Annotated in this window: 21 protein-coding genes and 1 riboswitch; of the genes, 15 read left to right on the forward strand and 6 right to left on the reverse strand. The window is 58.1% G+C overall.

The features are described 5' to 3' along the window. Nucleotides 1-150 precede the first annotated feature (150 nt). The gene (leuO, locus tag LRS40_RS03300) at nucleotides 151-1,095 is read right to left on the reverse strand and encodes a transcriptional regulator LeuO (RefSeq protein ID WP_142488223.1); all 945 of its coding nucleotides are present in this window, start codon (nucleotides 1,093-1,095) and stop codon (nucleotides 151-153) included. A gap of 635 nt (nucleotides 1,096-1,730) precedes the next feature. Here leuO and leuL point away from each other — a divergent pair. The 5 genes from leuL (at nucleotide 1,731) to leuD (ending at nucleotide 6,592) form a co-directional block, all read left to right on the forward strand. Further along, nucleotides 1,731-1,817 carry a leu operon leader peptide gene (gene leuL, locus LRS40_RS24740; protein WP_142490058.1) on the forward strand — a complete coding sequence of 29 codons (87 nt, stop codon included), beginning with the start codon at nucleotides 1,731-1,733 and terminating at the stop codon, nucleotides 1,815-1,817. 93 nt (nucleotides 1,818-1,910) lie between these two features. Continuing rightward, on the forward strand, nucleotides 1,911-3,482 hold the full coding sequence (gene leuA / locus LRS40_RS03305) for a 2-isopropylmalate synthase (RefSeq protein WP_142488222.1): 1,572 nt from the start codon (nucleotides 1,911-1,913) through the stop codon (nucleotides 3,480-3,482). After that, complete coding sequence (leuB, locus tag LRS40_RS03310) at nucleotides 3,482-4,573, forward strand: 3-isopropylmalate dehydrogenase (protein WP_059308730.1); 1,092 nt, start codon at nucleotides 3,482-3,484, stop codon at nucleotides 4,571-4,573. Before leuA ends, leuB begins: the two co-directional genes overlap by 1 nt. Before the next feature lie 2 nt (nucleotides 4,574-4,575). After that, entirely contained in the window at nucleotides 4,576-5,976 is a 1,401-nt protein-coding gene (gene leuC, locus LRS40_RS03315; RefSeq protein ID WP_156262907.1) for a 3-isopropylmalate dehydratase large subunit, read from the forward strand. 10 nt (nucleotides 5,977-5,986) lie between these two features. Beyond that, entirely contained in the window at nucleotides 5,987-6,592 is a 606-nt protein-coding gene (gene leuD / locus LRS40_RS03320) for a 3-isopropylmalate dehydratase small subunit (RefSeq protein ID WP_156262906.1), read from the forward strand. A gap of 89 nt (nucleotides 6,593-6,681) precedes the next feature. Here the strand turns inward: leuD and LRS40_RS03325 are convergent, their stop codons facing one another. The 3 genes from LRS40_RS03325 to sgrT all read right to left on the reverse strand — a co-directional run bounded on the left by LRS40_RS03325 (nucleotide 6,682) and on the right by sgrT (nucleotide 8,493). Beyond that, a complete protein-coding gene (locus tag LRS40_RS03325; protein ID WP_142488218.1) occupies nucleotides 6,682-6,834 on the reverse strand; it encodes a Hok/Gef family protein in 153 nt (50 codons plus the stop codon). Between the two features lie 197 nt (nucleotides 6,835-7,031). Beyond that, entirely contained in the window at nucleotides 7,032-8,237 is a 1,206-nt protein-coding gene (locus tag LRS40_RS03330) for a sugar efflux transporter (protein ID WP_231313076.1), read from the reverse strand. 103 nt (nucleotides 8,238-8,340) lie between these two features. After that, nucleotides 8,341-8,493, reverse strand: coding sequence for a glucose uptake inhibitor SgrT (sgrT, locus tag LRS40_RS03335; RefSeq protein ID WP_142488216.1), 153 nt, complete (start codon nucleotides 8,491-8,493; stop codon nucleotides 8,341-8,343). An 87-nt stretch (nucleotides 8,494-8,580) separates the two neighbouring features. Here sgrT and sgrR point away from each other — a divergent pair, with 87 nt between their 5' ends. The 4 genes from sgrR to thiQ all read left to right on the forward strand — a co-directional run bounded on the left by sgrR (nucleotide 8,581) and on the right by thiQ (nucleotide 13,655). Then, the gene (gene sgrR, locus LRS40_RS03340; RefSeq protein WP_231313077.1) at nucleotides 8,581-10,236 is read left to right on the forward strand and encodes an HTH-type transcriptional regulator SgrR; all 1,656 of its coding nucleotides are present in this window, start codon (nucleotides 8,581-8,583) and stop codon (nucleotides 10,234-10,236) included. Nucleotides 10,237-10,272: 36 nt separating this feature from the next. After that, nucleotides 10,273-10,372: riboswitch (TPP riboswitch) on the forward strand. Between the two features lie 34 nt (nucleotides 10,373-10,406). Then, nucleotides 10,407-11,390 (forward strand): thiamine ABC transporter substrate binding subunit, encoded by a 984-nt coding sequence (gene thiB, locus LRS40_RS03345; protein WP_231313078.1) that lies wholly within the window; start codon nucleotides 10,407-10,409, stop codon nucleotides 11,388-11,390. Continuing rightward, nucleotides 11,366-12,976 carry a thiamine/thiamine pyrophosphate ABC transporter permease ThiP gene (gene thiP, locus LRS40_RS03350; RefSeq protein WP_142488213.1) on the forward strand — a complete coding sequence of 537 codons (1,611 nt, stop codon included), beginning with the start codon at nucleotides 11,366-11,368 and terminating at the stop codon, nucleotides 12,974-12,976. The genes thiB and thiP overlap by 25 nt, the downstream gene beginning before the upstream one ends. Next, nucleotides 12,960-13,655, forward strand: coding sequence for a thiamine ABC transporter ATP-binding protein ThiQ (gene thiQ, locus LRS40_RS03355; protein ID WP_231313079.1), 696 nt, complete (start codon nucleotides 12,960-12,962; stop codon nucleotides 13,653-13,655). The genes thiP and thiQ overlap by 17 nt, the downstream gene beginning before the upstream one ends. 6 nt (nucleotides 13,656-13,661) lie before the next feature. Here the strand turns inward: thiQ and LRS40_RS03360 are convergent, their stop codons facing one another. Both LRS40_RS03360 and araC read right to left on the reverse strand, forming a co-directional pair. Next, nucleotides 13,662-14,429: a DedA family protein gene (locus LRS40_RS03360; protein ID WP_231313080.1), complete on the reverse strand. Its 768-nt coding sequence runs from the start codon at nucleotides 14,427-14,429 to the stop codon at nucleotides 13,662-13,664. 129 nt (nucleotides 14,430-14,558) lie between these two features. Beyond that, entirely contained in the window at nucleotides 14,559-15,404 is an 846-nt protein-coding gene (araC, locus tag LRS40_RS03365; RefSeq protein ID WP_142488210.1) for an arabinose operon transcriptional regulator AraC, read from the reverse strand. A 335-nt stretch (nucleotides 15,405-15,739) separates the two neighbouring features. On the opposite strand from araC, the gene araB reads away from it, so the two are divergent. The 6 genes from araB (at nucleotide 15,740) to rluA (ending at nucleotide 25,896) form a co-directional block, all read left to right on the forward strand. Next, entirely contained in the window at nucleotides 15,740-17,449 is a 1,710-nt protein-coding gene (gene araB / locus LRS40_RS03370; protein ID WP_231313081.1) for a ribulokinase, read from the forward strand. 10 nt (nucleotides 17,450-17,459) lie between these two features. Next, nucleotides 17,460-18,962, forward strand: coding sequence for an L-arabinose isomerase (gene araA / locus LRS40_RS03375; protein WP_231313082.1), 1,503 nt, complete (start codon nucleotides 17,460-17,462; stop codon nucleotides 18,960-18,962). A 51-nt stretch (nucleotides 18,963-19,013) separates the two neighbouring features. Next, nucleotides 19,014-19,709: an L-ribulose-5-phosphate 4-epimerase gene (araD, locus tag LRS40_RS03380; protein WP_142488207.1), complete on the forward strand. Its 696-nt coding sequence runs from the start codon at nucleotides 19,014-19,016 to the stop codon at nucleotides 19,707-19,709. A gap of 121 nt (nucleotides 19,710-19,830) precedes the next feature. Then, entirely contained in the window at nucleotides 19,831-22,188 is a 2,358-nt protein-coding gene (polB, locus tag LRS40_RS03385) for a DNA polymerase II (RefSeq protein ID WP_231313083.1), read from the forward strand. A gap of 129 nt (nucleotides 22,189-22,317) precedes the next feature. Further along, nucleotides 22,318-25,224 (forward strand): RNA polymerase-associated protein RapA, encoded by a 2,907-nt coding sequence (gene rapA / locus LRS40_RS03390; protein WP_231313084.1) that lies wholly within the window; start codon nucleotides 22,318-22,320, stop codon nucleotides 25,222-25,224. A gap of 12 nt (nucleotides 25,225-25,236) precedes the next feature. Then, a complete protein-coding gene (gene rluA, locus LRS40_RS03395) occupies nucleotides 25,237-25,896 on the forward strand; it encodes a bifunctional tRNA pseudouridine(32) synthase/23S rRNA pseudouridine(746) synthase RluA (RefSeq protein WP_231313085.1) in 660 nt (219 codons plus the stop codon). The last annotated feature ends 17 nt before the right edge of the window (nucleotides 25,897-25,913 follow it).

Raw genomic sequence — 25,913 nt, forward strand, 5'->3', positions numbered from 1 at the left:
TTCATCATTTAAAAAGGGAAAGGTGCAGTAATTCATGCAATTTTACGGCCCGGAAGCGGCAGTGAAAAAAACATCAACAGAATAAAATTTCAGTAATAAAAAGAAAGTCAGGATAAATAACAACAACCGTGCGATTTATCCTGAGGTTGATTAGCGGCGGCAGACGCTCACCAGCAGCTCTTCCATCCACTGATGGCCTTTATCGCGCCCGGCAGCTTCGTGCCAGGAGAGATAGCACGTACGCGAGTTAAGATTCAAAGGTAACGGTAATATCCGTAGATTCAGCGGCTCGGCAAATTCTTCCACCAGCCAGCGCGGCGCGATAGCAACCAGCTGCGTTTGCGAAACGATATTTAATACGCTGACCATTGCCATCCCCTGATACGCTACGCAGGCCTGTTTATCCGGAGTGTCGTACCACGGTTGGCTAAAGGAAGCGTAGCGATCGAGGGCGACAACGGCATGCTGTTCGCGATAAATATCGCTCTCCAGCAGTGTGCCATGCAGGCGTGGGTGTGTTTTGCTGGTTACCAGCACCATTTCATCTTTGAATAACGGCACGCAGGAAAATTCCGGCCGGCGGAACTCTTCATAGCCAATGACAAACTCGGTTTCCTGATAACGCAGCTGATGTTCCGTATTCTGGTTAAGGGAAGACTTAAACACCAGGTGTATATTAGGTGCGACCTGTTCAACCTTATTATAAATAAGCGAGGTCAGGTAATTATCGAGAGGGCTGCAAACGCACAAATGGAAAATACGCTCGCTGCTGGAGGAATCAAACCCTGACCCCGGCAGTTCATTCTGCACGAGCTGCAAGGCCTGACGCACCGATGCAAACAGCTGAAATGCACGCGCCGTAGGCTGGATCCCGCGGCCATAGCGCACAAACAATTCATCGTTAAACATTACCTTAAGCCTGGCAACGGCATTACTGACGGCGGGCTGTGACATCCCCAGCGATTGGGCGGCGCGCGTGATATTTTGCTCCTGCATCACCGCATCAAATACCGTTAACAGATTCAGATCCACCGTACGGAGCTGTGGTTTTGCCCCATCGAATGCTGCCGGTTTTTCAATTTTTTCTTCAGACATATCCTGCTCCACTGTCACGCTAAACTCCCTTTACTCGTCAGCAACAATCATTTTTAAAAATATGATTTATCACGCATATAAAACAAGAAAAAGAGAAATGTTACAAATTAGGAATATATAAATACCCGTCAGCCGTGACAGGGGTACGGAATAAAATATAAAAACATGTTCAGATAAGGAAAAAGCATATCCACAAGCTAATAATTCGAATGAAACCATAAATCACACAAATAAACAACATGGTGTTTAGTTAAGGATTATTTAAGTTTTAATGAAATATTAATAGCAACTTAATTTAAAACTTTAACACTTTATTATCACTAACATTACCTTCGCATACTTTATGCGCTTAGCATCAGGCTAAGATAATGAAAGTTAACGCATTCAAAAGGCCGCTCTATTGTTTCTAAAGTTTGAACAATTGCAATCAAGTATATTCAAATAATTCTGTCGATGTATTCAGCATCATCCTACAGACGAACAAAATTGTCAGACAGGGAAAAACCAGCACAATAAGCTAATTTCGTGGATGGCGGTCGGAAGGGCAAATGACGGTTTTCACCTCACAGGGGTTGACATCAAACCCTGTATCCAGTACCACTAAAAGCATATCTTATTTATCTGGGGCATGATTCATGATTCGCAGCATTCGTTTCACCGGTCTACTACTACTAAACGCATCCACTGTGCGCGGTAGACTGGCGGGCGAAATTCAGCATTGAATCGTTCTCTGGTTAAGACAAAAAACCCGCGCCACTGCGCGGGTTTTTTTATGCTCGTAGCAAGGCGCCCAAATTCAGACAAGGACCTAACCCATGAGCCAGCAAGTCATTATTTTCGATACGACCTTACGTGATGGTGAACAGGCATTACAGGCAAGCCTGAGCGTGAAAGAGAAATTGCAGATTGCTCTGGCCCTTGAACGTATGGGCGTAGACGTAATGGAGGTAGGCTTCCCGGTCTCTTCTCCGGGTGATTTTGAATCCGTTCAGACCATTGCCCGTACCATCAAAAACAGCCGTGTATGCGCTCTGGCGCGCTGCGTCGAGAAAGACATTGATGTGGCGGCTGAGTCGCTGAAAGTTGCTGAAGCCTTCCGCATTCATACCTTTATTGCTACCTCGCCAATGCATATCGCCACCAAGCTGCGCAGTACGCTGGATGAGGTGATTGAGCGCTCCATCTATATGGTGAAACGCGCCCGTAACTATACCGACGACGTTGAGTTCTCCTGTGAAGACGCAGGCCGTACGCCGATTGAAGATTTGGCCCGCGTGGTTGAGGCGGCCATCCGTGCCGGCGCCACCACCATCAATATTCCTGACACCGTCGGCTACACCATGCCGTTCGAGTTCTCCAATATCATTTCCGGGCTGTATGAGCGCGTGCCGAACATTGATAAAGCGATTATCTCCGTTCACACCCATGACGATTTAGGCCTGGCGGTCGGTAACGCCATCGCGGCCGTCCATGCCGGCGCGCGTCAGGTTGAAGGCGCCATGAACGGCATCGGTGAGCGCGCAGGCAACTGTTCGCTGGAAGAAGTGATTATGGCGATCAAGGTTCGCAAAGACATCATGAACGTGCAGACCCGCATTAATCACCACGAAATCTGGCGCACCAGCCAGACCGTCAGCCAGATCTGTAACATGCCGGTTCCTGCGAACAAAGCCATTGTCGGCACCGGTGCCTTCGCCCACTCCTCCGGTATCCACCAGGACGGCGTGCTGAAGAACCGCGAAAACTACGAGATCATGACCCCGGAATCCATCGGTCTGAACCAGGTGCAGTTGAACCTGACCTCCCGCTCTGGCCGTGCCGCGGTAAAACATCGCATGGAAGAGATGGGTTATAAAGAGACCGACTACAACATGGATCACCTCTACGACGCCTTCCTGAAGCTGGCTGATAAGAAAGGTCAGGTCTTCGATTACGATCTGGAAGCGCTGGCGTTTATCAACAAGCAGCAGGAAGAGCCAGAGCATTTCCGTCTGGACTACTTCAGCGTGCAGTCAGGTTCAAGTGATATCGCCACCGCCTCCGTCAAGCTGGCCTGTGGCGACGAGATCAAAGCCGAAGCCGCCAACGGCAACGGTCCGGTCGATGCCATCTACCAGGCGATTAACCGCGTTACCGAGTACGACGTTGAACTGGTGAAGTATGACCTGACGGCTAAGGGCCAGGGCAAAAACGCGCTGGGCCAGGTCGATATCGTGGTCAATTATAACGGCCGCCGCTTCCACGGCGTGGGCCTGGCGACCGATATCGTCGAGTCCTCCGCCAAAGCGATGGTTCACGTGCTGAACAACATCTGGCGCGCCGCTGAAGTGGAAAAAGAGTTGCAACGCAAGGCTCAGAATAAAGAGAACAATAAGGAAACCGTGTAATGTCGAAGAATTACCATATTGCTGTGTTACCGGGCGACGGAATTGGCCCCGAAGTTATGGCACAGGCGCTGAAGGTTCTGGAAGCTATCCGCACCCGTTTTGCGATGAAGATTACCACCAGCCACTACGATGTTGGCGGTATCGCAATTGATAATCACGGCACGCCGTTGCCGCAGGCGACCGTGACCGGCTGTGAGAATGCCGACGCGGTACTGTTTGGCTCCGTGGGTGGTCCGAAATGGGAACACCTGCCGCCGGCCGAACAGCCAGAGCGCGGCGCGCTGCTGCCGTTACGTAAACATTTCAAACTGTTCAGTAACCTGCGTCCGGCGAAGCTGTACCAGGGACTGGAAGAGTTCTGTCCGCTGCGCGCCGACATCGCGGCGAACGGTTTCGACATCCTGTGTGTCCGCGAGCTGACTGGCGGCATTTACTTTGGTCAGCCAAAAGGCCGCGAAGGCAGTGGTCAGCACGAAAAAGCCTTTGATACCGAGGTCTATCACCGTTTTGAGATCGAACGAATCGCCCGTATCGCGTTCGAATCTGCCCGCAAGCGCGGCCATAAAGTGACCTCGATCGATAAAGCGAACGTGCTGCAATCCTCGATCCTGTGGCGTGAAATCGTCAACGAAATCGCCCGGGAATACCCGGACGTGCAGCTGTCGCATATGTATATCGACAATGCCACCATGCAGCTGATTAAAGATCCGTCCCAGTTCGACGTGCTGCTGTGCTCCAACCTGTTCGGTGACATTCTCTCTGACGAGTGCGCGATGATCACCGGCTCGATGGGGATGTTGCCATCCGCCAGCCTGAATGAAGAAGGGTTTGGCCTGTACGAACCGGCAGGCGGTTCAGCACCGGATATCGCGGGCAAGAACATTGCTAACCCGATTGCGCAGATCCTGTCCCTCGCGCTGTTGCTGCGCTACAGCCTGGATGCCAACGACGCGGCGACGGCGATTGAAAACGCCATTAACCGTGCGCTGGAAGAAGGCATTCGCACCGGTGATTTGGCCCGTGGCGCTGCTGCTGTTACTACCGATGAAATGGGTGACATCATCGCCCGCTATGTCGCTGAAGGGGTGTAATCATGGCGAAGACGTTGTATGAAAAGTTGTTTGATGCGCACGTAGTCTTCGAAGCGCCAAACGAAACCCCACTGCTCTATATTGACCGTCATCTGGTGCACGAAGTGACCTCACCGCAGGCGTTTGACGGCCTGCGCGCGCACCATCGCCCGGTGCGTCAGCCAGGCAAAACCTTTGCGACGATGGACCATAACGTCTCGACGCAGACCAAAGACATCAACGCCTCCGGTGAGATGGCGCGCATTCAGATGCAGGAGCTGATTAAGAACTGCAACGAATTTGGCGTTGAACTGTACGATCTGAATCACCCGTATCAGGGCATTGTCCACGTGATGGGCCCAGAGCAGGGCATCACCCTGCCGGGGATGACCATCGTCTGCGGTGACTCCCACACCGCTACCCACGGTGCCTTTGGTGCACTGGCGTTCGGGATCGGCACCTCAGAAGTAGAACACGTGCTGGCGACGCAGACCCTGAAGCAGGGCCGCGCGAAGACCATGAAAATTGAAGTTACTGGCCAGGCCGCACCGGGCATCACCGCCAAAGACATCGTGCTGGCGATCATCGGTAAAACCGGCAGCGCCGGCGGCACCGGCCATGTGGTGGAGTTCTGCGGCAGCGCGATCCAGGCCCTGAGCATGGAAGGTCGTATGACCCTCTGCAACATGGCCATTGAGATGGGCGCAAAAGCCGGTCTGGTTGCCCCGGACGAGATCACCTTCGCGTATGTGAAGGATCGTCTGCATGCCCCCAAAGGCCAGCACTACGACGATGCGGTCGCTTACTGGAAAACCCTGAAAACGGACGAAGGCGCGCAGTTTGACACCGTGGTGACCCTGCAGGCCGAAGCCATCGCGCCGCAGGTGACCTGGGGGACTAACCCGGGCCAGGTGATCTCCGTTAACGACAGCATTCCTGACCCGGCCTCGTTCGCCGATCCGGTTGAGCGCGCCAGCGCAGAGAAAGCGCTGGCCTATATGGGCCTGAAACCGGGCGTGTCTTTGACCGACGTGGCGATTGATAAAGTGTTTATCGGCTCCTGCACCAACTCGCGTATCGAAGATTTGCGCGCGGCGGCAGAAGTGGCGAAAGGCCGTAAAGTGGCCCCGGGCGTGCAGGCGCTGGTGGTGCCAGGTTCCGGCCCGGTAAAAGCGCAGGCGGAGGCCGAAGGCCTGGATAAAATTTTCATTGAAGCGGGCTTTGAATGGCGTCTGCCAGGCTGCTCCATGTGTCTGGCCATGAATAACGATCGCCTGAATCCGGGCGAGCGTTGCGCCTCTACCAGCAACCGTAACTTTGAAGGTCGTCAGGGGCGCGGCGGGCGCACACACCTGGTCAGCCCGGCGATGGCCGCGGCAGCCGCAGTGACCGGCCATTTCGCCGATATTCGCAGCCTGAAATAAGGAGACCATCATGGCAGAGAAATTTACCCAACATACTGGCCTGGTGGTCCCTCTGGACGCGGCCAACGTCGATACCGACGCTATTATTCCGAAGCAGTTTTTACAGAAGGTCACCCGCACCGGTTTTGGCGCCCACTTGTTTAACGACTGGCGTTTTCTGGATGACAAAGGCGAAGTGCCGAATCCGGAGTTCGTGCTGAACTTCCCGGAATTCAAAGGCGCGTCGATCCTGCTGGCGCGGGAAAATTTCGGCTGCGGCTCATCCCGTGAGCATGCGCCCTGGGCCCTGACAGACTACGGTTTCAAAGTGGTGATTGCGCCGAGCTTTGCCGATATCTTCTATGGCAACAGTTTCAACAACCAGCTGCTGCCGGTGACCTTAAGCGATGAGCAGGTCGACGAGCTGTTTGCGCTGGTACAGAGCAACCCAGGGATTCGCTTTGTGGTGGATCTGGAAGCGCAGGAAGTGAAAGCCGGGGATAAAACCTATGGCTTTAACATCGATGCGTTCCGTCGCCACTGCATGATCAACGGTCTGGACAGCATCGGGCTGACGCTGCAGCACGAAGATGCCATTGCGGCCTACGAGAACAAGCAGCCGGCCTTTATGAGTTAAATTAATGGCCCGCGATGCGGGCCATTAAAAAGGTGCCTGAGCCAACCAACCACTCTGGAAAGGCGGGGAAACATCTCCCCGCCCTCGCCTTAACGTTTCACTTCGCAAGCTAACACTGCCGCCAGCTCTGTATGGTCCTGTCTGAATCGCAGCTCACACAGCGAGTCGCGAACCATCCAGGTGAAGATCAGTAACGTCATACAGATCATCAACAAACCTAACAGCAGAGTACGTTTTGGCATTCCAGCCTCCTTATTGCTTTCCAGCGATGAAGAGGCTACCCTCATAGGGTCAAGTATGTTTGTTTGGGTAGCCTCACATCAATGTTAAGTTGAGTGGGGCTTTCTTCTGTCTACCCTTCCAGCAATGCCTCAGGCAAACAGCCTCAAGCACCCGCGTGAACTCTATGCGTTATCCGTCCTGCTGTCAGAATGGGCTCTCAATTCGTGAAGCCGCCTTCCAGAATTTCACTCTCTTTTACCCGCCAGGTCAGCACCAGCGCCACCAGCGAAATGGCCGCAATTACCCAGTAAACCACGTAATGACCATAGCTTTGCGCCACCGCGCCCTGAATAATCCCCGCCAGAATCACCCCGGTTGAAATGCTGTTGGTAAACAGGGTAGTGGCCGAACCTGCCCGCCCCGGCATCAGATCCTGAAACCAGAGCATGCCAATCCCGGCAACAATGCCGATAAAGACCGCGTTAAACAGCTGCAGGGCAAGTAACGCTTCGCGGCTGTGAAAGAGGATCAGCCCCAGATAAAACAGCACGCCCGCCGCCACCGCAATCACCATCATCCGCCGTTTACCGAAGTGTTTGACGTAATAACCGGCGAGGATCATCGCCGGGATTTCCAGCCCGGCGGCGGTGCCCATTAAGATCCCGGCGAGCTTGTCCGGCAGGCCCAGATCGCTGCTGATCCACAGCGGCATATCGATGATGTACATGGTGTTGCAGGTCCACATCAGAGTGGAGGCGATAAACAGCCTGCGGACATTTTTGTCTTTCCAGCCGCTGACCTGGGTCACCGGTATCGCACCTGCAGAGTCCACCCGGGAAACGGAGGGCAGCGCGAAGGCGATCAGCCCCAGGCTAACGGCAAAAATGGCCGCCGCAATGGAGAACATGGCGGTAAAGCCATAGTTGAGCGCCAGCATAAAGGCCAGCGGCGGGCCGATAACCCACGCCAGCGACAGCTGGGCACGCATCACCGAGCTGAACATCACGACTTCCCGCGCCGAGCTGTCGGCGTATTCCCGCGCGAGGGCAAACAGCTGCGGCATGGCGGTGTTGGCAAGCGCTGCCAGCAGCACGCCGCAGGTGAGCAAGGTCAGATAGTGACGGTTAAAGGCAAACAGCAGCGCGTTGCCGATCGCCATCGCGCAGCAAAAGAGGATCAGCTTGCGGCGGTCTCCCTGGCTGTCCGATCGCTTCGCCAGCCACAGGCTGACCAGGATCCCGGCGACAGCATTGACGGTGTAAAAAATCCCCACCCAGAAGGGTTGGGCACCCACCTCACGGCTCAGGAACAGGCTCAGGGTCGGGGCCTGCAGCGCACCGGCGACGCCCATCATAAAAGCCACCATTAAAAAGGCGGCATACACACCGTTGAGCCGGCGTCCCATCGTCATTAACCAGAGCATTACCTGTTCCCTTTAGCGCAAGTGAAAACGAAAAAAGCCAGCAGATAATACCTGCTGGCGTGGTGATTCGCACCAATACTCAGTCACACATGATCGAAGCAATTCAGCGTTCCGAGGTCGACGTTGTCACCTCCCACTGCATCAGATCTTCCAGTATTTTCAGCCGCTGCTCTGCACACCGGCGGGCCAGCCAGGACACTCCCTTTGTCGCTGAGAAGTACTGTTGGTAAAACTGATTCGCGGTAGACCTCTTCATATTCACCTCCTCGCTTCATCGAAGTGAATTATTGGCTTAATATAGGGATTAATAAATTGCTGATTTTTTGTCAGGAGTTCCTCTTTTATGCCCTCTGGTCGTCTGCAACAACAATTTATCCGCCTGTGGCAGTGCTGTGACGGCCAGACCCGGGACACCACGCTCAGTGAACTGGCCGAGCTGCTCAGCTGCTCGCGCCGCCATATGCGCACCCTGCTCAACACCATGCAGCAGCAGGGCTGGCTGAACTGGGAAGCCGAAGCCGGACGCGGCAAGCGTTCCCGCCTCACCTTTCTTTATACCGGTCTGGCGCTACAGCAGCAGCGGGCGGAAGATCTGCTTGAACAGGATCGCATCGAACAGCTGGTGCAGCTGGTGGGTGACAAGGCCGCGGTGCGCCAGATGCTGGTCTCCCACCTGGGCCGCAGCTTCCGCCAGGGCAGGCATATCCTGCGGGTGCTCTATTATCGTCCGATGAAAAACCTGTTGCCGGGCAGCGCATTACGGCGCTCCGAAACCCACATGGCGCGGCAGATTTTTAGCGGACTGACGCGCATAAATGAGGAAAACGGGGAACTGGAAGCCGACATTGCCCACCACTGGCAGCAACTTTCCCCGTTGCACTGGCGTTTTTTCCTGCGGCCCGGCATCCACTTCCACCACGGACGCGAGCTGGAGATGGCCGACGTCATCGCCTCGCTGCAGCGCGCCCGTGAGCTGCCGCTCTATTCACATATCACCCGGATCCAGTCGCCCACCGCCTGGACCCTGGATATTCAGCTTTCGCAGCCCGACCGCTGGCTGCCGTGGCTGCTGGGATATGTCCCCTCGATGATCCTGCCGCGCGAATGGGAAACGATGCATAGCTTTGCCAGCCTGCCGGTGGGCACAGGGCCTTACGCCGTCTCGCGCAACAACAATAACCAGCTCAAGATCCGCGCCTTCGATGACTACTTTGGCTACCGGGCGCTGATTGATGAGGTGAACGTCTGGGTCCTCCCGGATATCAACGAAGAGCTTAGCGTCGGCCTGACGCTGGAAGGGCCCACCGAGGGGGAAAAGGCGGTGGAAAGTCGGCTTGAAGAGGGCTGTTACTATCTGCTGTTCGACGCCCGCTCCCACCGCGGGGCTAGCGCCGAAGTGCGTCAGTGGGTAAGCCGGATCCTCTCTCCGGCGAACCTGATCTATCAGGCTGAGGAGGTCTATCAGTCCTACTGGTTCCCGGCGTATGGCCTGCTGCCGCGCTGGCACCACGCCCGCCCGGGACGCGGCGATAAACCGGCCGGACTGGAGAGCCTCACCCTGACCTTCTACCGCGAGCATATCGAACACCGGGTGATCGCCCGAATGATGAGCGAACTGCTGGCCGCCGAGCAGGTGACGCTCAACATTCGGGAGGTCAGCTACGAGGAGTGGTATCGTGGTGAGACGGTGAGCGACATCTGGCTCAACAGCGTCAATTTCACCCTGCCCCTCGACTTCTCGCTGTTTTCACATCTGTATGAAGTCCCGCTCCTGCAGCACTGCATTGGGCGCGACTGGCAGCAGGATGCCGCCGAGTGGCGTGCGGGCGAGATGAACCTTGCTGTCTGGTGCCAGCAGCTGTTGTCCCAGCAGGCGATTGTCCCGCTGATCCACCACTGGCTGATGATCCAGGGGCAGCGCAGCATGCGTGGTTTGCGCATGAACACCCTCGGCTGGTTTGACTTTAAATCCGCGTGGTTTGCGCCGCCGGAACCATAATACTTTCGTAATATTCACCAAATCATTACAATACCGCCGTTCTCAACGGGGTGCTGCGCGCAAGCGTGTGCTGAGAAAATACCCGTCGAACCTGATCCGGATAACGCCGGCGAAGGGATTTGAGGCTGTCGCTCAAAATCCTTTGCCACTCTCAAATACAGAGGTGCAAAGTGTTCAAAACTGTTCTTCCCCTGCTGGCGCTGATCGCGCTGCCTGCCGTTGCCAGCCCTGTCCTGACGGTCTACACCTATGACTCTTTCGCCGCCGACTGGGGCCCTGGCCCGGCGGTCAAAAAAGCCTTTGAAGCCGACTGTAACTGCGAGCTGAAATTCGTGGCGCTGGAGGATGGCGTCTCGCTGCTCAATCGCCTGCGTATGGAAGGTAAGAACAGCAAAGCCGACGTGGTGCTGGGTCTGGATAACAACCTGCTGGAAGCGGCAACGCAAACCGGGCTGTTCGCTAAAAGCGGCGTGGCGACCGATGCGGTTAACCTCCCTGGCGGCTGGAAGAATGACACCTTTGTGCCGTTCGATTACGGCTACTTCGCCTTCGTGTATGACAAAAACAAGCTGAAAAACCCGCCGAAGAGCCTGAAAGAGCTGGTTGAGAGCGATCAAAAGTGGCGCGTGATCTACGAAGATCCGCGCACCAGCACCCCGGGGCTGGGTCTGCTGCTGTGGATGCAAAAAGTGTACGGGGATAAAACCCCGGAAGCCTGGCAGAAGCTGGCGGCCAAAACCGTCACCGTCACCAAAGGCTGGAGCGAGGCTTACGGCCTGTTCCTGAAAGGGGAAAGCGACCTGGTGCTGAGCTACACCACCTCTCCGGCGTATCACATTATTTCGGAGAAAAAAGAGAACTACGCCGCGGCTGATTTTGCCGAAGGCCACTACCTGCAGGTCGAAGTCGCCGCCCGGACCTATGCCAGCAAACAGCCGGAACTGGCGGAGAAGTTCCTGAAATTTATGGTCTCGCCGTCGTTCCAGAATACGATCCCCACCGGCAACTGGATGTACCCGGTCACGAACGTGGCTTTACCGGCCGGTTTCGATGCTCTGGTGAAACCGCAAACCGCACTGGAATACTCCCCGCAGGAAGTAGCCGGGAAACGTGCCGCCTGGGTCAGTGAATGGCAACGCGCCGTCAGCCGCTGATCGCCGGCTGGTTACTCCCGGGGCTGATCGCCGCCATCTTAATGGTGGCCGTCGCCCTGGGGGCATTTCTGGCGCTGTGGTTTAACGCGCCAGCCACCGACGTTACGGCGCTGCTACACGACAGCTATCTGTGGCACGTCATCCGCTTCTCGTTCTGGCAGGCGTTTCTTTCCGCCCTGCTCTCCGTCGTGCCCGCCATATTTCTTGCCCGCGCCCTCTACCGGCGTCGTTTCCCCGGACGGCAGGCGCTGCTGCGCCTGTGCGCCATGACCCTGATCCTGCCGGTGCTGGTGGCGATATTTGGCATCCTCAGCGTCTACGGACGTCAGGGCTGGCTTGCCGCGATCTGCCAGGCCCTCGGGCTGGAGTGGACCTTCTCGCCATATGGCCTGCAGGGCATCCTGCTGGCACACGTCTTTTTCAACATGCCGATGGCGACGCGGCTGCTGCTGCAGGCGCTGGAGAACATCCCCGGCGAGCAGCGCCAGCTTGCCGCCCAGCTCGGGATGCGCGGCTGGTCCTTTTTCCGCTTCGTTGAGTGGCCATGGCTGCGCCGCCAAATTCCGCCCGTTGCCGCGCTGATCTTTATGCTCTGCTTTGCCAGCTTCGCCACCGTGCTCTCGCTGGGCGGCGGGCCGCAGGCCACCACCATTGAGCTCGCCATCTATCAGGCCCTCAGCTACGACTACGATCCGGGCCGCGCGGCGCTGCTGGCGATGGTGCAGATGTTCTGCTGCCTGGGGCTGGTGATGCTGAGCCAGCGGCTGGGTAAAGCCATTGCCGTGGGCAGCAGCCAGCTTGCCGGCTGGCGCGATCCACAGGACAGCCTGCACAGCCGCCTGACCGATGGCCTGCTCATCACCCTCGCCCTGCTGCTGTTGCTCCCGCCGCTGCTGGCGGTGGTGGTGGATGGCCTGAATCTTAATCTGCTGTCGGTGCTCCAGCAGCCGGTGCTGTGGCAGGCGCTCGGCACCTCGCTACGCATTGCGCTGGGGGCGGGGCTTCTCTGCGTGCTGCTGACCATGATGCTGCTGTGGACCAGCCGCGAGCTGTATGCCCGGCAGGCAATGGTGGCCGGGCAGGCGCTGGATCTGAGCGGAATGTTGATCCTGGCGATGCCCGGCATCGTACTGGCGAGCGGGTTTTTCCTGCTGTTCAACAGCACTATCGGCCTGCCCGAGTCGGCCGATGGCATCGTCATCTTCACCAACGCCCTGATGGCCATTCCGTATGCGCTGAAGGTGCTGGAAAATCCGATGCGCGACCTCAGCGCCCGCTACACTCTGCTCTGCGATTCGCTTGGGATGCACGGCTGGCAACGGCTGAAGGTGGTGGAACTCCGCGCCCTGAAACGCCCCCTGGCGCAGGCGCTGGCCTTTGCCTGCGTGCTGTCGATCGGAGATTTCGGGGTGGTGGCGCTGTTTGGCAATGATGATTTCCGCACCCTGCCGTTCTGGTTGTATCAGCAGATTGGCTCGTATCGCAGTCAGGATGGCGCCGTTACGGCGCTGCTGCTGTTGCTGCTGTGCTTTGCGTTATTTACCGTTATCGAAAAAATCCCGGGGCGTGATGCTAACTCTCACTGATGTAACCTGGCTTTATCAGCACCTGCCGATGCGCTTCACGTTGTCCGTGCGCCAGGGCGAACTGATCGCCGTGCTCGGCCCCAGCGGCGCGGGGAAAAGTACGCTTCTCAATCTGGTGGCCGGTTTTCTGCAACCGGCCAACGGCCGCATCACCATTGAGGGCCAGGACCACACCCACACGCCGCCTGCCGCGCGCCCGGTGTCGATGCTGTTTCAGGAAAACAATCTCTTTACTCACCTGAGCGTGCGCCAGAATATCGGTCTCGGTATGCATCCGGGCCTCAGGCTGAACGCCGGGCAACAGCAGAAGCTGGGTGATATCGCAACGCAAATGGGGATTGGCGATCTGCTGGACCGGCTGCCGGGCGAGCTCTCGGGCGGTCAGCGTCAGCGCGTCGCCCTCGCCCGCTGTCTGGTACGCGAGCAGCCGATCCTGCTGCTGGATGAGCCCTTTTCAGCGCTCGACCCGGCGTTACGTCAGGAGATGCTGCTGCTGGTCAAAGAGGTGTGTGAACGCCAGAACCTGACGATGCTGATGGTGTCCCACAGCGTGGAAGATGCGGTTAAAATTGCCCCTCGATCGGTGGTGATTGCCGATGGCCGTATCGCCTGGGACGGCGATACGGAACAGCTGGTTAGCGGCAAGGCCAGCGCGTCGCGCCTGCTGGGGATCCACTGACAGCGGTCAGCGGCTGACGACCTTCAATAAGATCTCGCCGTAGACCGGCATTAGCGGGTGGCGGATCAGCGCCACCAGCGCCGCCACAGCGATACCCAGGGTGACGGGTGCCAGCCAGAACAGGCGCCCGCGCGGCAGGTAATTGCTCAGACGATCCGCAGAGGCTTTTTTGCTGCGCCACAGCCGCCAGCAGAGCCATGCCGCCAGCCATAGAAGCAGCGCGCTCGCCAGCAGCAGCCACTTAAAGCCGCCGCTCTGAACCCCGGCAGGAATATCAATGGCCGCCCCGGCCAGAATGCCTGGCAGGAAGTAGATCGGCGGCCAGAACAGGCAGCCCAGCAGGTTCGGCACGATGAACTTGGTCACTGGCAGATCCAGCATCCCCGCCACCATCGGCACCAGCGGACGCGTCGGACCAACAAAGCGGCCCACCAGAATGGTAAACATGCTGTGCTGGTGCAGGGCATGCTCGGTTTTATCGAGCAGGGCTTTGTTCTTCTTCATGAACGACCAGCGGTGAAGCGGCTTTTTAAAGCGCCAGCCCAGCCAGAATGAGATCCAGTCCCCCAGCAGACACCCGACGATCCCCGCCAGCCACGCCTGCCAGAAGTTAACCTCGCCGCTGCCGATCAGGGCGCCGAGCCCGCTCATCATCACCGTGCCGGGTAAAATCAGTCCGACCAGCGCCAGGGATTCAAGAAAGGCCACTAACGCCACAGCGACAAGCGAGTAAGTAACGGACTGGGTAATGAAATGTTCCAGCAATGCCTGCATAACAGTTCCGGTCAGGTGACGAAGCAGGGATTCTGCGAAGAGAGGCCTGCTGCGTCAAGACAACAATTGTCTGAATAGTTTACCGGGTGTGAACGGCATTCAGCGAATATGTTTAGTTTTATTTACCTTCTATTCACAACCGGCGCGAAATTCGCTCGGGCTGGCGCCTGTGCATTTTTTGAAGACCCGGGAAAAATAGAGCTGATCCTCAAAGCCGACGTTGCGCCCGACGGTAGCAATCGGCATCCGGGTGGTGCTGAGCAGCAGCTTGGCCTGACTGATGCGCTGATCCTCGCGCCAGCTCAGCACGCTTACCCCCAGCTGCTGGCGGAACAGGTGCGACAGACGCGACGGCGACAGGCAGACGTGCTGGGCAACGCTGGCAATATCAAACTGGCTGTCCGCCAGATGATCGCTGATGTACTGGCAGGCTTCGCGCACCCGGTGATCCAGCGGCGGGTTCAGGGATTCGTTGATCGCCTCCATCCGGCGCAGCAGGAGCTGCTCCAGCAGGTTGATTGCCAGCAGCTCGGCATAGCGCCCCCCGGCCTGCCCGGCCTCGATGATCTGGGCGAAGAGTTCACGAAACTGCGGCTGATGGACCTCATCCGGGCGATAAAAGCCGGTATGGGCAAACATCGACGGCCAGGCCAGCCACTCGTGCCAGTAGGCACGGGGACGGAAGTAGACCCACTGGTGATACCACTCCCGGGCATCGGGATGGCGGCCATAGTGGTGAATTTCGCCCGGCGGAAAGAGCAGGATATCTCCCGGACGGCAGACGAAGGTCCGATCGCCATTCTTGATCACCCCCTCCCCGCGCACGGTCAGGTTGAGGATATAGCCCTTCATCCCCAGCGGTCGGTCAACGTAAAAGTCGAGATAGCCTTCGGCCTCAATGGGCGTCAGCCCCGCCACCAGATGCGCGTTAAATGAGTAGCCCGGCAGCAGGGGATCACTTTGCGTTTCAGCCATATTGTCTTTACTCCTGACGGTCCTGAAGGAAACCATTTGTCCATATCAACAGAAGCGGCATAAAAAGGGGCCAGCGAAAGAGCGAAAAGGTATCAGCCCGCTTTTAGGTCCGCCATCTAAACGCTTCCGTTGCGATTTAACCGTAACATCGAGCGGGTCGGCAGTAACAAAAGTGTCTATAACCACGGCAGAAATGTCCACATAGATTATTTGCACGGCGTCACACTTTCCCATGTCACAGCAAAATCATCCATAAGATTAGCGGATCCTGCCTGACGATTTTTCCCCTCACTCTCTAATGTTCATTCATATCTGTTTTTTGATGGAGCAACACCATGGCAATTGCGATTGGCCTCGATTTTGGCAGTGACTCAGTACGCGCCCTGGCAGTGGAGTGCACAACGGGTCAGGAGATAGCAACCAGCGTTGAGTGGTACCCGCGCTGGCAGGAGGGGCGCTTCTGCGATGCGCCGAACAATCAGTTCCGCCATCATCCTCGCGACTACATTGAGTCGATGGAAGCGGCGATCAAAACCGTGCTGGCTGAATTAAGCGAAGCGCAACGCACCCAGATCGTCGGCATTGGCGTGGACAGTACCGGCTCCACCCCGGCCCCGATTGACGCCGACGGCCACGTGCTGGCGCTGCGCCCGGAGTTTGCCGATAACCCGAACGCCATGTTCGTGCTGTGGAAAGACCATACCGCGGTGGAAGAAGCCGAGGCCATCACCCGTTTGTGCCATCAGCCTGGCAAAAGCGACTACTCCCGCTACATCGGCGGCATTTACTCCAGCGAATGGTTCTGGGCGAAGATCCTGCACGTGACCCGCGAGGATCGGCGCGTTGCCGAGGCGGCGGTGTCATGGATTGAGCTGTGCGACTGGGTTCCGGCCCTGCTCTCCGGCACCACCCGCCCTCAGGATATCCGTCGCGGCCGCTGCAGCGCCGGGCACAAATCCCTCTGGCATGAAAGCTGGGGTGGCCTGCCGCCTGCCGCCTTCTTTGACGAACTCGACCCAATCATCAACCAGAACCTCAACTACCCGCTGTTTACCGACACCTGGACTGCCGATATCCCGGTGGGCACCCTGTGCGCCGAGTGGGCGGAACGCCTTGGCCTGCCGCAGCACGTCGCCATCTCCGGCGGCGCATTTGACTGCCATATGGGCGCGGTCGGTGCCGGTGCCCAGCCGAATACGCTGGTGAAAGTGATCGGCACCTCCACCTGCGACATTCTGACGGCGGATAAAGCCAGCGTCGGCGACCGCGCCGTGAAAGGCATCTGCGGCCAGGTGGACGGCAGCGTGGTGCCGGACTTTATCGGCCTCGAAGCGGGGCAGTCCGCCTTCGGGGATATCTACGCCTGGTTTGGCCGGGTGTTGGGCTGGCCGCTGGATCAGCTGGCGGTCGCACATCCGGAACTGAAAACCCAGATCGACGCCAGCAAGAAGCAGCTCCTGCCGCAGCTGACCGAGGCCTGGGCCAAAAATCCATCCCTCGACCATCTCCCGGTGGTGCTCGACTGGTTTAACGGCCGCCGCACGCCGAATGCTAACCAGCGTCTGAAAGGGGTCATTACCGATCTGAATCTCGCCACCGACGCCCCGGCGCTGTTCGGCGGGCTGGTGGCCGCCACCGCCTTTGGCGCACGCGCCATTATGGAGTGCTTCACCGAGCAGGGGATCGCCGTTAATGAGGTGATGGCCCTGGGCGGTATCGCCCGTAAAAACCCGGTGATCATGCAGGCCTGCTGCGACGTGCTGAACCGGCCGCTGCAGATTGTCGCCTCCGATCAGTGCTGCGCCCTGGGCGCGGCGATCTTCGCCGCGGTCGCTGCGGGGATACATGCCGATATCCCGACGGCGCAGCAGCATATGGCGAGCCAGGTGGAAAGCACCCTGCAGCCGCGCCCACAGCAGGCGCAACGATTTGAACAGCTTTATCAGCGCTACCAGCAGTGGGCGAAGAGCGCTGAGCAGCACTATCTCCCTGTCGCCGCCCCGGTTAAGAGCATCCCGGAATCTACGGCAACCCTGACACATTAAGGACACGATAATGACGATTTTTAATAATTATGAAGTGTGGTTTGTGATTGGTAGTCAGCATCTTTACGGGCCGGAAGCCCTGCGCCAGGTGACTCAGCACGCAGAACATGTGGTCAACGCTCTGAATGCGGAAGCAAAACTGCCGTGCAAACTGGTATTGAAGCCGCTGGGCACCTCGCCGGACGAAATTACCCATATCTGCCGCGATGCCAACTATGACGACAAATGCGCCGGGCTGGTGGTGTGGCTGCACACCTTCTCCCCGGCCAAGATGTGGATCAACGGCCTCGCGATCCTCAACAAACCGCTGCTGCAGTTCCATACCCAGTTCAACGCGGCCCTGCCGTGGGACAGCATCGACATGGACTTTATGAACCTGAACCAGACCGCACACGGCGGCCGCGAGTTCGGCTTCATCGGCGCGCGTATGCGCCAGCAGCACGCGGTGGTGACCGGCCACTGGCAGGATAAACAGGCCCACCAGCGTATTGGCTCGTGGATGCGCCAGGCGGTATCGAAGCAGGATACCCGTCAGCTGAAAGTGGTGCGCTTCGGCGACAACATGCGTGAAGTGGCGGTGACTGACGGCGACAAAGTGGCCGCGCAGATCAAATTTGGTTTCTCCGTCAATACCTGGGCGGTGGGCGACCTGGTGCAGGTCGTCAATGAGGTCAGCGACGGTGACGTCGGCGCGCTGGTCGATGAGTACGAAAGCAGCTACCGCCTGACCGCCGCGGCGCAAATCAACGGCGACAAACGCCAGAACGTGCTCGATGCGGCCCGTATTGAGCTGGGTATGAAGCGCTTCCTGGAACAGGGCGGCTTCCATGCCTTTACCACCACCTTTGAAGATCTTCACGGCCTCAAGCAGCTGCCGGGCCTGGCGGTACAACGTCTGATGCAGCAGGGCTACGGCTTTGCCGGCGAAGGCGACTGGAAAACTGCCGCTCTGCTACGCATCATGAAAGTGATGTCGACCGGTCTGCAGGGCGGCACCTCCTTTATGGAGGACTACACCTACCACTTCGAGAACGGCAACGATCTGGTGCTGGGCTCGCACATGCTGGAAGTCTGTCCGTCGATCGCCGTTGATGAAAAACCGATCCTTGACGTTCAGCACCTCGGCATCGGCGGCAAAGCCGATCCGGCGCGTCTGATCTTCAACACCCGCACCGGCCCGGCCATCAACGCCAGCCTGATCGATCTGGGGGATCGTTTCCGCCTGCTGGTTAACTGCGTTGACGCCGTGGAAACGCCACACTCGCTGCCAAAACTGCCGGTGGCTAACGCCCTGTGGAAAGCCCAGCCGGATCTGGCGACCGCGTCCGAAGCCTGGATCGTGGCGGGCGGTGCCCACCATACCGTCTTCAGCCATGCGCTGGATCTCAACGACATGCGTCAGTTCGCGGAGCTGCACGACATCGAGCTGACCGTGATTGATAACGACACCCGTATGCCGGCGTTCAAAGACGCCCTGCGCTGGAACGAAGTCTATTACGGTTCAAAACGTTAACAGGGGAACCTTTGGCCTGCCGCAGGGCGGGCCTTTTTTCCTGGAGGATACATGCTGGAAGATCTTAAACGTCAGGTACTCGAAGCTAACCTGGCCCTGCCGGAACATAATCTCGTCACCCTGACCTGGGGCAACGTCAGCGCGGTCGACCGCGAAGCTGGCGTATTCGTCATTAAACCGTCCGGCGTCGACTACCGGGTGATGACCGCCGACGATATGGTAGTGGTCAGCATCGCCACCGGCGAAGTGGTGGAAGGAACGAAAAAGCCCTCCTCCGATACGCCGACCCACCGTCTGCTGTATCAGGCTTTCCCGTCGATTGGCGGCATCGTCCACACTCACTCCCGCCACGCGACCATCTGGGCGCAGGCCGGGCAACCCATCCCGGCGACCGGCACCACTCACGCTGACTATTTCTATGGCACCATCCCCTGCACCCGCAAGATGACCGATGCCGAGATCAACGGTGAGTATGAGTGGGAAACCGGTAACGTCATCGTCGAAACCTTTGAGAAACAGGGAATCGACGCGGCACAGATGCCGGGGGTGCTGGTTCACTCCCATGGCCCGTTCGCGTGGGGCAAAAACGCCGAAGACGCCGTACATAACGCCATCGTGCTGGAAGAGGTGGCCTATATGGGCATCTTCTGCCGCCAGCTGGCGCCACAGCTGCCGGATATGCAGCAGACCCTGCTGGACAAACATTATCTGCGCAAGCATGGTGCGAAGGCGTATTACGGGCAGTAAAAGCCGCCCGGTGGCCAGATAAGCGCAGCGCCATTCGGCAAAAGCACACTGTATAAAACCCCAGCAAAACACCCACAACCAGGCTATACTCACGCCTGGTTTTGTTTTATGAGACAACAGCGTGGCGCAGGCGCAAGAAGGCTTTTTACTGACCCGACACTGGCGGGATACCCCCCAGGGCACCGAAGTGGAGTTCTGGCTGGCGACCGACAAGGGCCCGCTGCACATCACCCTGCCGCCGCAGGAGTCCGTGGCCTTTATTCCTGAGCCTGACGTCGAAAAAACCAAACAGCTGCTGCGCGGTGAGAACGGCTGGCGGCTGGCCCCCCTTGAACTGAAAGATTTCCAGCGTCGCCCGGTCTACGGCCTCTACTGCCGCGCCCATCGCCAGCTGATGCGCTATGAAAAACTGCTGCGGGAAGCGGGCGTGACTTTGTACGAAGCCGATGTCCGCCCCCCGGAACGCTTTCTGATGGAGCGCTTTATCACCGCCCCGGTCTGGGTGGACGGGACGCCCCGGGGCGATCGGCTGATCAATGCTCGCCTTAAACCCAACCCGCACTATCGACCGCCGCTGAAATGGGCGTCGGTGGATATTGAAACTACCCGCCATGGCGAGCTGTACTGCATCGGGATTGAAGGCTGCGGCCAGCGGGTGGTCTACATGCTCGGCCCGGCAAACGGCGATGCGTCCGGCCTCGATTTTGAGCTTATCTACGTGAACAGCCGTCCGCAGCTGCTCGAGAAACTGAACGCCTGGTTTGCCCGGCACGACCCGGACGTCATTATCGGCTGGAACGTGGTGCAGTTCGACCTGCGGGTGCTGCAAAAGCACGCCGAACGCTACCGCATTCCGCTGTTGCTCGGGCGCGGTAACAGCGAGCTGGAGTGGCGCGAGCACGGCTTTAAAAACGGCGTCTTCTTTGCCCAGGCGAACGGGCGCCTGATTATCGACGGCATCGAAGCGTTAAAATCGGCGTTCTGGAGTTTCTCATCGTTTTCGCTGGAATCGGTGTCGCAGGAGTTGCTCGGTGAAGGCAAGTCCATCGACAACCCCTGGGACAGGATGGACGAAATTGACCGCCGGTTCGCCGAAGATAAACCGGCCCTGGCCACCTATAACCTAAAAGATTGCGAGCTGGTGACGCGCATTTTTCATAAAACCGACATCATGCCGTTCCTGCTGGAGCGCGCCACGGTCAATGGTCTGGCGGTCGACCGGCACGGCGGTTCCGTAGCGGCCTTCAGTCATCTCTATTTTCCGCGTATGCACCGGGCGGGTTATGTGGCCCCGAATCTCGGTGACGTGCCGCCCCAGGCCAGCCCCGGCGGCTATGTGATGGACTCCCGGCCCGGCCTGTACGACTCGGTACTGGTGCTGGATTATAAAAGCCTCTATCCGTCGATCATCCGCACCTTCCTTATCGATCCGGTCGGGCTGGTGGAAGGCCTGGCCCAGCCGGATGAACAGCACAGCACCGAAGGCTTCCTCGGGGCGCGTTTCTCCCGGGAAAAACACTGCCTGCCGGAGATTGTCAGCCAAATCTGGCACGGGCGCGAAGACGCCAAACGTCACGGCAACAAACCCCTCTCTCAGGCACTGAAAATTATCATGAACGCCTTCTACGGCGTGCTCGGCACCAGCGCCTGCCGTTTCTTCGACCCGCGTCTGGCCTCGTCAATTACCATGCGGGGCCACGAAATCATGCGCCAGACCAAAGTGCTGATCGAATCTCAGGGCTATGACGTGATTTATGGCGATACTGACTCGACCTTCGTCTGGCTTAAGGGCGCCCGTAGCGAAGCGGAAGCGGCCGCTATCGGCCAGACACTGATGACATACGTTAACGACTGGTGGCAGGCCCATCTGCAGCAGGCTGGCTTAACCAGCGCCCTGGAGCTGGAGTATGAGAACCACTTCTGCCGCTTCTTAATGCCCACTATCCGCGGCACCGACCAGGGCAGCAAAAAGCGCTACGCCGGGCTTATCCAGGAGGGGGACAAACAGCGGATGGTATTTAAAGGGCTGGAGACCGTGCGCACCGACTGGACCCCGCTGGCGCAGCACTTCCAGCAGGCGCTGTATCTGAAAATCTTCCGCCGCGAGCCCTATCAGGAGTTTGTGCGAGAGACCATTGCCAGCCTGATGGCGGGTGAACTGGATGACCAGCTGGTCTACCGCAAACGCCTGCGCCGCCCGCTGGCGGAGTATCAGCGCAACGTGCCGCCGCACGTTCGCGCCGCCCGGCTTGCCGATGAGGAGAACGTCCGTCTCGGGCGGGCACCGCAGTATCAGAATCGTGGCACCATCAGGTACGTCTGGACCACCAGCGGCCCGGAGCCGATGGATTATCAGCGCTCTCCTCTTGACTATGAACACTACCTCAGCCGCCAGCTACAGCCCGTCGCGGACGGAATATTGCCCTTTATGGACGACGACTTTGCTACACTGATGACAGGTCAGTTGGGGCTATTTTGACAGGTGACGAAATCGCTGCCATCCAGTACCATAGCGCCCTTTCCATTCCCGGACCCATTATTCGATTACCGTCATTTCTGATCGGTGGTTGAACTATTGCCTGTAATTAAAGATTAGAGCCGAACAAATATGCCTTTTACACTTGGTCAACGCTGGATCAGCGACACAGAAAGCGAACTTGGATTAGGAACGGTAGTGGCGCTGGATGCGCGTATGGTCACTCTCCTCTTCCCCGCCACCGGTGAAAACCGTCTGTATGCTCGCAATGATTCCCCTGTTACCCGCGTGATGTTTAACCCGGGCGACACCGTTACCAGCCATGAAGGCTGGCAGCTGAAGATTGAAGACGTAAAAGAAGAGAATGGACTGCTCGCCTACATCGGTACTCGCCTCGATACCGATGAGACCGGTGTGATGCTGCGCGAAGTGCTGCTCGACAGCAAACTGGTGTTCAGTAAGCCGCAGGATCGCCTGTTCGCCGGTCAGATTGATCGTATGGATCGCTTCTCGCTGCGCTACCGCGCCCGTAAGTTCCAGAGCGAACAGTACCGCATGCCGTGGAGCGGCCTGCGCGGTCAGCGTACCAGCCTGATCCCCCACCAGTTAAATATTGCCCATGATGTTGGTCGCCGCCATGCGCCGCGTGTCCTGCTGGCCGATGAGGTCGGTTTAGGTAAAACCATCGAAGCAGGGATGATTTTGCATCAGCAACTGCTCTCCGGCGCGGCCGAGCGCGTGCTGATCGTGGTGCCGGAAACCCTGCAACACCAGTGGCTGGTGGAGATGCTGCGTCGCTTCAACCTGCGCTTCTCCCTCTTTGACGATGAACGCTACGCCGAAGCCCAGCATGACGCCGATAACCCGTTTGAAACCGAACAGCTGGTGATTTGCTCCCTGGACTTTGTCCGCCGCAGCAAGCAGCGTCTCGAGCACCTGTGTGATGCCGAATGGGACATCATGGTGGTCGATGAAGCGCATCACCTGGTGTGGAGCCTCGATGCGCCAAGCCGTGAGTATATGGCGATTGAACAACTGGCCGAGCGCGTGCCGGGCGTGTTGCTGCTGACCGCAACGCCGGAACAGCTGGGTCTGGAGAGCCACTTTGCGCGTCTGCGCCTGCTGGATCCAAACCGCTTCCACGACTTTGAGCTGTTTGTCGAAGAGCAGAAAAATTACCGCCCGGTCGCGGATGCCGTAGCCCTGCTGCTGGCGGGCAAACATCTCTCCAATGAGGAGCTCAATACCCTGAGCGATCTGATTGGCGAACAGGATATCGAGCCGTTGCTGCAGGCCGCTAATAGCGATCGTGAAGGTGCCGATGCCGCGCGTCAGGAGCTGGTTTCCATGCTCATGGACCGCCACGGTACCAGTCGCGTCCTGTTCCGTAACACCCGTAACGGGGTGAAAGGCTTCCCGAAACGTGAACTGCACACTATCCGTCTGCCGCTGCCGACCCAATACCAGACCGCCATTAAGGTCTCCGGCATCATGGGTGCGCGTAAAACGGCGGAAGAACGTGCCCGGGATATGCTCTACCCGGAACAAATTTATCAGGAGTTTGAAGGCGACAGCGGCACCTGGTGGAACTTCGACCCGCGCGTTGAGTGGCTGATGGGCTACCTGACGGCCAACCGCTCGCAAAAGGTGCTGGTGATCTGCGCCAAAGCGACCACCGCCCTGCAGCTCGAACAGGTTCTGCGCGAGCGTGAAGGCATCCGCGCGGCGGTGTTCCACGAAGGCATGTCGATTATCGAACGCGACCGCGCGGCGGCGTGGTTCTCAGAAGAGGACAGCGGCGCACAGGTACTGCTCTGTTCCGAAATCGGCTCCGAAGGGCGTAACTTCCAGTTCGCCAGCCGTCTGGTGATGTTCGATCTGCCCTTCAACCCGGATCTGCTTGAGCAGCGTATCGGCCGTCTGGATCGTATTGGCCAGGCGCACGACATTCAGATCCACGTTCCGTATCTGGAAAAAACCGCCCAGTCCGTGCTGGTGCGCTGGTTCCATGAAGGTCTGGATGCGTTTGAACATACCTGCCCGACCGGTCGTACCATTTACGACAACGTACATAGCGAGCTGACAGGCTACCTGGCGACGCCGGAAAACACCGATGGCTTCGATGATTTGATCAAAACCTGTCGCGAACAGCACGAAGCGCTGAAAGCGCAGCTGGAGCAGGGCCGTGACCGTCTGCTGGAGATCCACTCCAACGGCGGCGAAAAGGCCCAGGCGCTGGCAGAGAGCATCGAAGAGCAGGATGACGATACCAGCCTGATCAGCTTCGCCATGAACCTGTTTGATATCGTCGGTATCAACCAGGACGATCGCGGCGAAAACATGATTGTGCTGACGCCGTCCGATCATATGCTGGTCCCGGACTTCCCGGGCCTGCCGGAAGATGGCTGCACCATCACCTTTGAGCGTGATGTGGCGCTGTCCCGTGAAGACGCGCAGTTCATCACCTGGGAGCACCCGCTGATCCGCAATGGTCTGGATCTGATCCTCTCCGGCGATACCGGCAGCAGCACCATTTCGCTGCTGAAGAACAAGGCGCTGCCGGTGGGTACACTGCTGCTGGAGCTCATCTACGTGGTTGAAGCCCAGGCACCGAAACAGCTGCAACTTAGCCGCTTCCTGCCTGCCACGCCGGTGCGTCTGCTGCTGGATAAAAACGGCACCAACCTGGCGGCGCAGGTGGAGTTTGAGAGCTTTAACCGTCAGCTGAGTGCGGTGAACCGCCACACCGGCAGCAAGCTGGTGAACGCGGTGCAGCAGGACGTGTATACCATTCTGCAGCAGGGTGAACCACAAATTGAGAAAGCGGCGCGCGCATTGATTGACGAGGCGCGCAGCGAAGCGGATGAAAAACTGTCGGCAGAGCTGTCGCGTCTGGAAGCCCTGCGCGCGGTGAACCCGAATATTCGTGACGATGAACTGGCGGCGATTGAGAGCAATCGTCAGCAGGTGCTCGAAAGCCTGAATCAGGCGGGATGGCGTCTGGATGCGCTGCGTCTCATCGTCGTGACGCATCAGTAAGCGGAGCGCAACATGTTGATGGAACCCTACAATCCGCCGCAGGATCCGTGGCTGGTCATTCTGTATCAGGATGAACATATCATGGTGGTCAACAAGCCGAGCGGCTTGTTGTCCGTGCCGGGCAGGCTGGATGAGCACAAAGACAGCGTGATGACGCGCGTTCAGCGCGATCATCCGCAGGCGGAGTCGGTTCATCGTCTGGACATGGCGACCAGCGGTGTGATTGTGGTCGCGCTGACCAAGGCGGCAGAGCGTGAACTGAAGCGTCAGTTTCGTGAGCGCGAGCCGAAAAAGCAGTACCTTGCGCGCGTCTGGGGACATCCACAACCGGCGGAAGGGCTGGTTGACCTGCCGCTGATCTGCGACTGGCCGAATCGCCCGATGCAGAAGGTCTGCTACGAGACCGGCAAAGCGGCGCAAACCGAGTATGAAGTGCTGGAATACGCGGCGGATAACAGCGCCCGCGTGCTGTTAAAACCGATTACCGGCCGCTCGCATCAGCTGCGTGTGCATATGCTGGCGTTGGGTCACCCGATTCTGGGTGACCGCTTTTACGCCACGCCAGAAGCCCGGGGCATGGCGCCGCGTCTGCAGCTGCATGCGGAGATGTTGACCATCACCCATCCGGAATATGGCACGCCGATGACCTTTAAGGCCCCGGCGGACTTTTGACCTGTTGCCCGGCGGCG

The sequence above is a fragment of the Leclercia sp. G3L genome (assembly GCF_021117075.1).
Classification (GTDB): domain Bacteria; phylum Pseudomonadota; class Gammaproteobacteria; order Enterobacterales; family Enterobacteriaceae; genus Enterobacter; species Enterobacter adecarboxylatus_C.

What these genes read in the sequence shown, in the direction of transcription:
- araD (WP_142488207.1), top strand. Translation starts at nt 19,014, where the DNA reads ATGCTGGAAGATCTTAAACGTCAGGTACTCGAAGCTAACCTGGCCCTG.
- thiP (WP_142488213.1), top strand. Translation starts at nt 11,366, where the DNA reads ATGGCAACGCGCCGTCAGCCGCTGATCGCCGGCTGGTTACTCCCGGGG.
- sgrR (WP_231313077.1), top strand. Translation starts at nt 8,581, where the DNA reads ATGCCCTCTGGTCGTCTGCAACAACAATTTATCCGCCTGTGGCAGTGC.
- thiQ (WP_231313079.1), top strand. Translation starts at nt 12,960, where the DNA reads ATGCTAACTCTCACTGATGTAACCTGGCTTTATCAGCACCTGCCGATG.
- leuC (WP_156262907.1), top strand. Translation starts at nt 4,576, where the DNA reads ATGGCGAAGACGTTGTATGAAAAGTTGTTTGATGCGCACGTAGTCTTC.
- leuD (WP_156262906.1), top strand. Translation starts at nt 5,987, where the DNA reads ATGGCAGAGAAATTTACCCAACATACTGGCCTGGTGGTCCCTCTGGAC.
- rapA (WP_231313084.1), top strand. Translation starts at nt 22,318, where the DNA reads ATGCCTTTTACACTTGGTCAACGCTGGATCAGCGACACAGAAAGCGAA.
- LRS40_RS03325 (WP_142488218.1), bottom strand. Translation starts at nt 6,834, where the DNA reads ATGCCAAAACGTACTCTGCTGTTAGGTTTGTTGATGATCTGTATGACG.
- leuO (WP_142488223.1), bottom strand. Translation starts at nt 1,095, where the DNA reads ATGTCTGAAGAAAAAATTGAAAAACCGGCAGCATTCGATGGGGCAAAA.
- sgrT (WP_142488216.1), bottom strand. Translation starts at nt 8,493, where the DNA reads ATGAAGAGGTCTACCGCGAATCAGTTTTACCAACAGTACTTCTCAGCG.
- araC (WP_142488210.1), bottom strand. Translation starts at nt 15,404, where the DNA reads ATGGCTGAAACGCAAAGTGATCCCCTGCTGCCGGGCTACTCATTTAAC.
- leuL (WP_142490058.1), top strand. Translation starts at nt 1,731, where the DNA reads ATGATTCGCAGCATTCGTTTCACCGGTCTACTACTACTAAACGCATCC.
- LRS40_RS03360 (WP_231313080.1), bottom strand. Translation starts at nt 14,429, where the DNA reads ATGCAGGCATTGCTGGAACATTTCATTACCCAGTCCGTTACTTACTCG.
- leuB (WP_059308730.1), top strand. Translation starts at nt 3,482, where the DNA reads ATGTCGAAGAATTACCATATTGCTGTGTTACCGGGCGACGGAATTGGC.
- LRS40_RS03330 (WP_231313076.1), bottom strand. Translation starts at nt 8,237, where the DNA reads ATGCTCTGGTTAATGACGATGGGACGCCGGCTCAACGGTGTGTATGCC.
- araA (WP_231313082.1), top strand. Translation starts at nt 17,460, where the DNA reads ATGACGATTTTTAATAATTATGAAGTGTGGTTTGTGATTGGTAGTCAG.
- araB (WP_231313081.1), top strand. Translation starts at nt 15,740, where the DNA reads ATGGCAATTGCGATTGGCCTCGATTTTGGCAGTGACTCAGTACGCGCC.
- leuA (WP_142488222.1), top strand. Translation starts at nt 1,911, where the DNA reads ATGAGCCAGCAAGTCATTATTTTCGATACGACCTTACGTGATGGTGAA.
- rluA (WP_231313085.1), top strand. Translation starts at nt 25,237, where the DNA reads ATGTTGATGGAACCCTACAATCCGCCGCAGGATCCGTGGCTGGTCATT.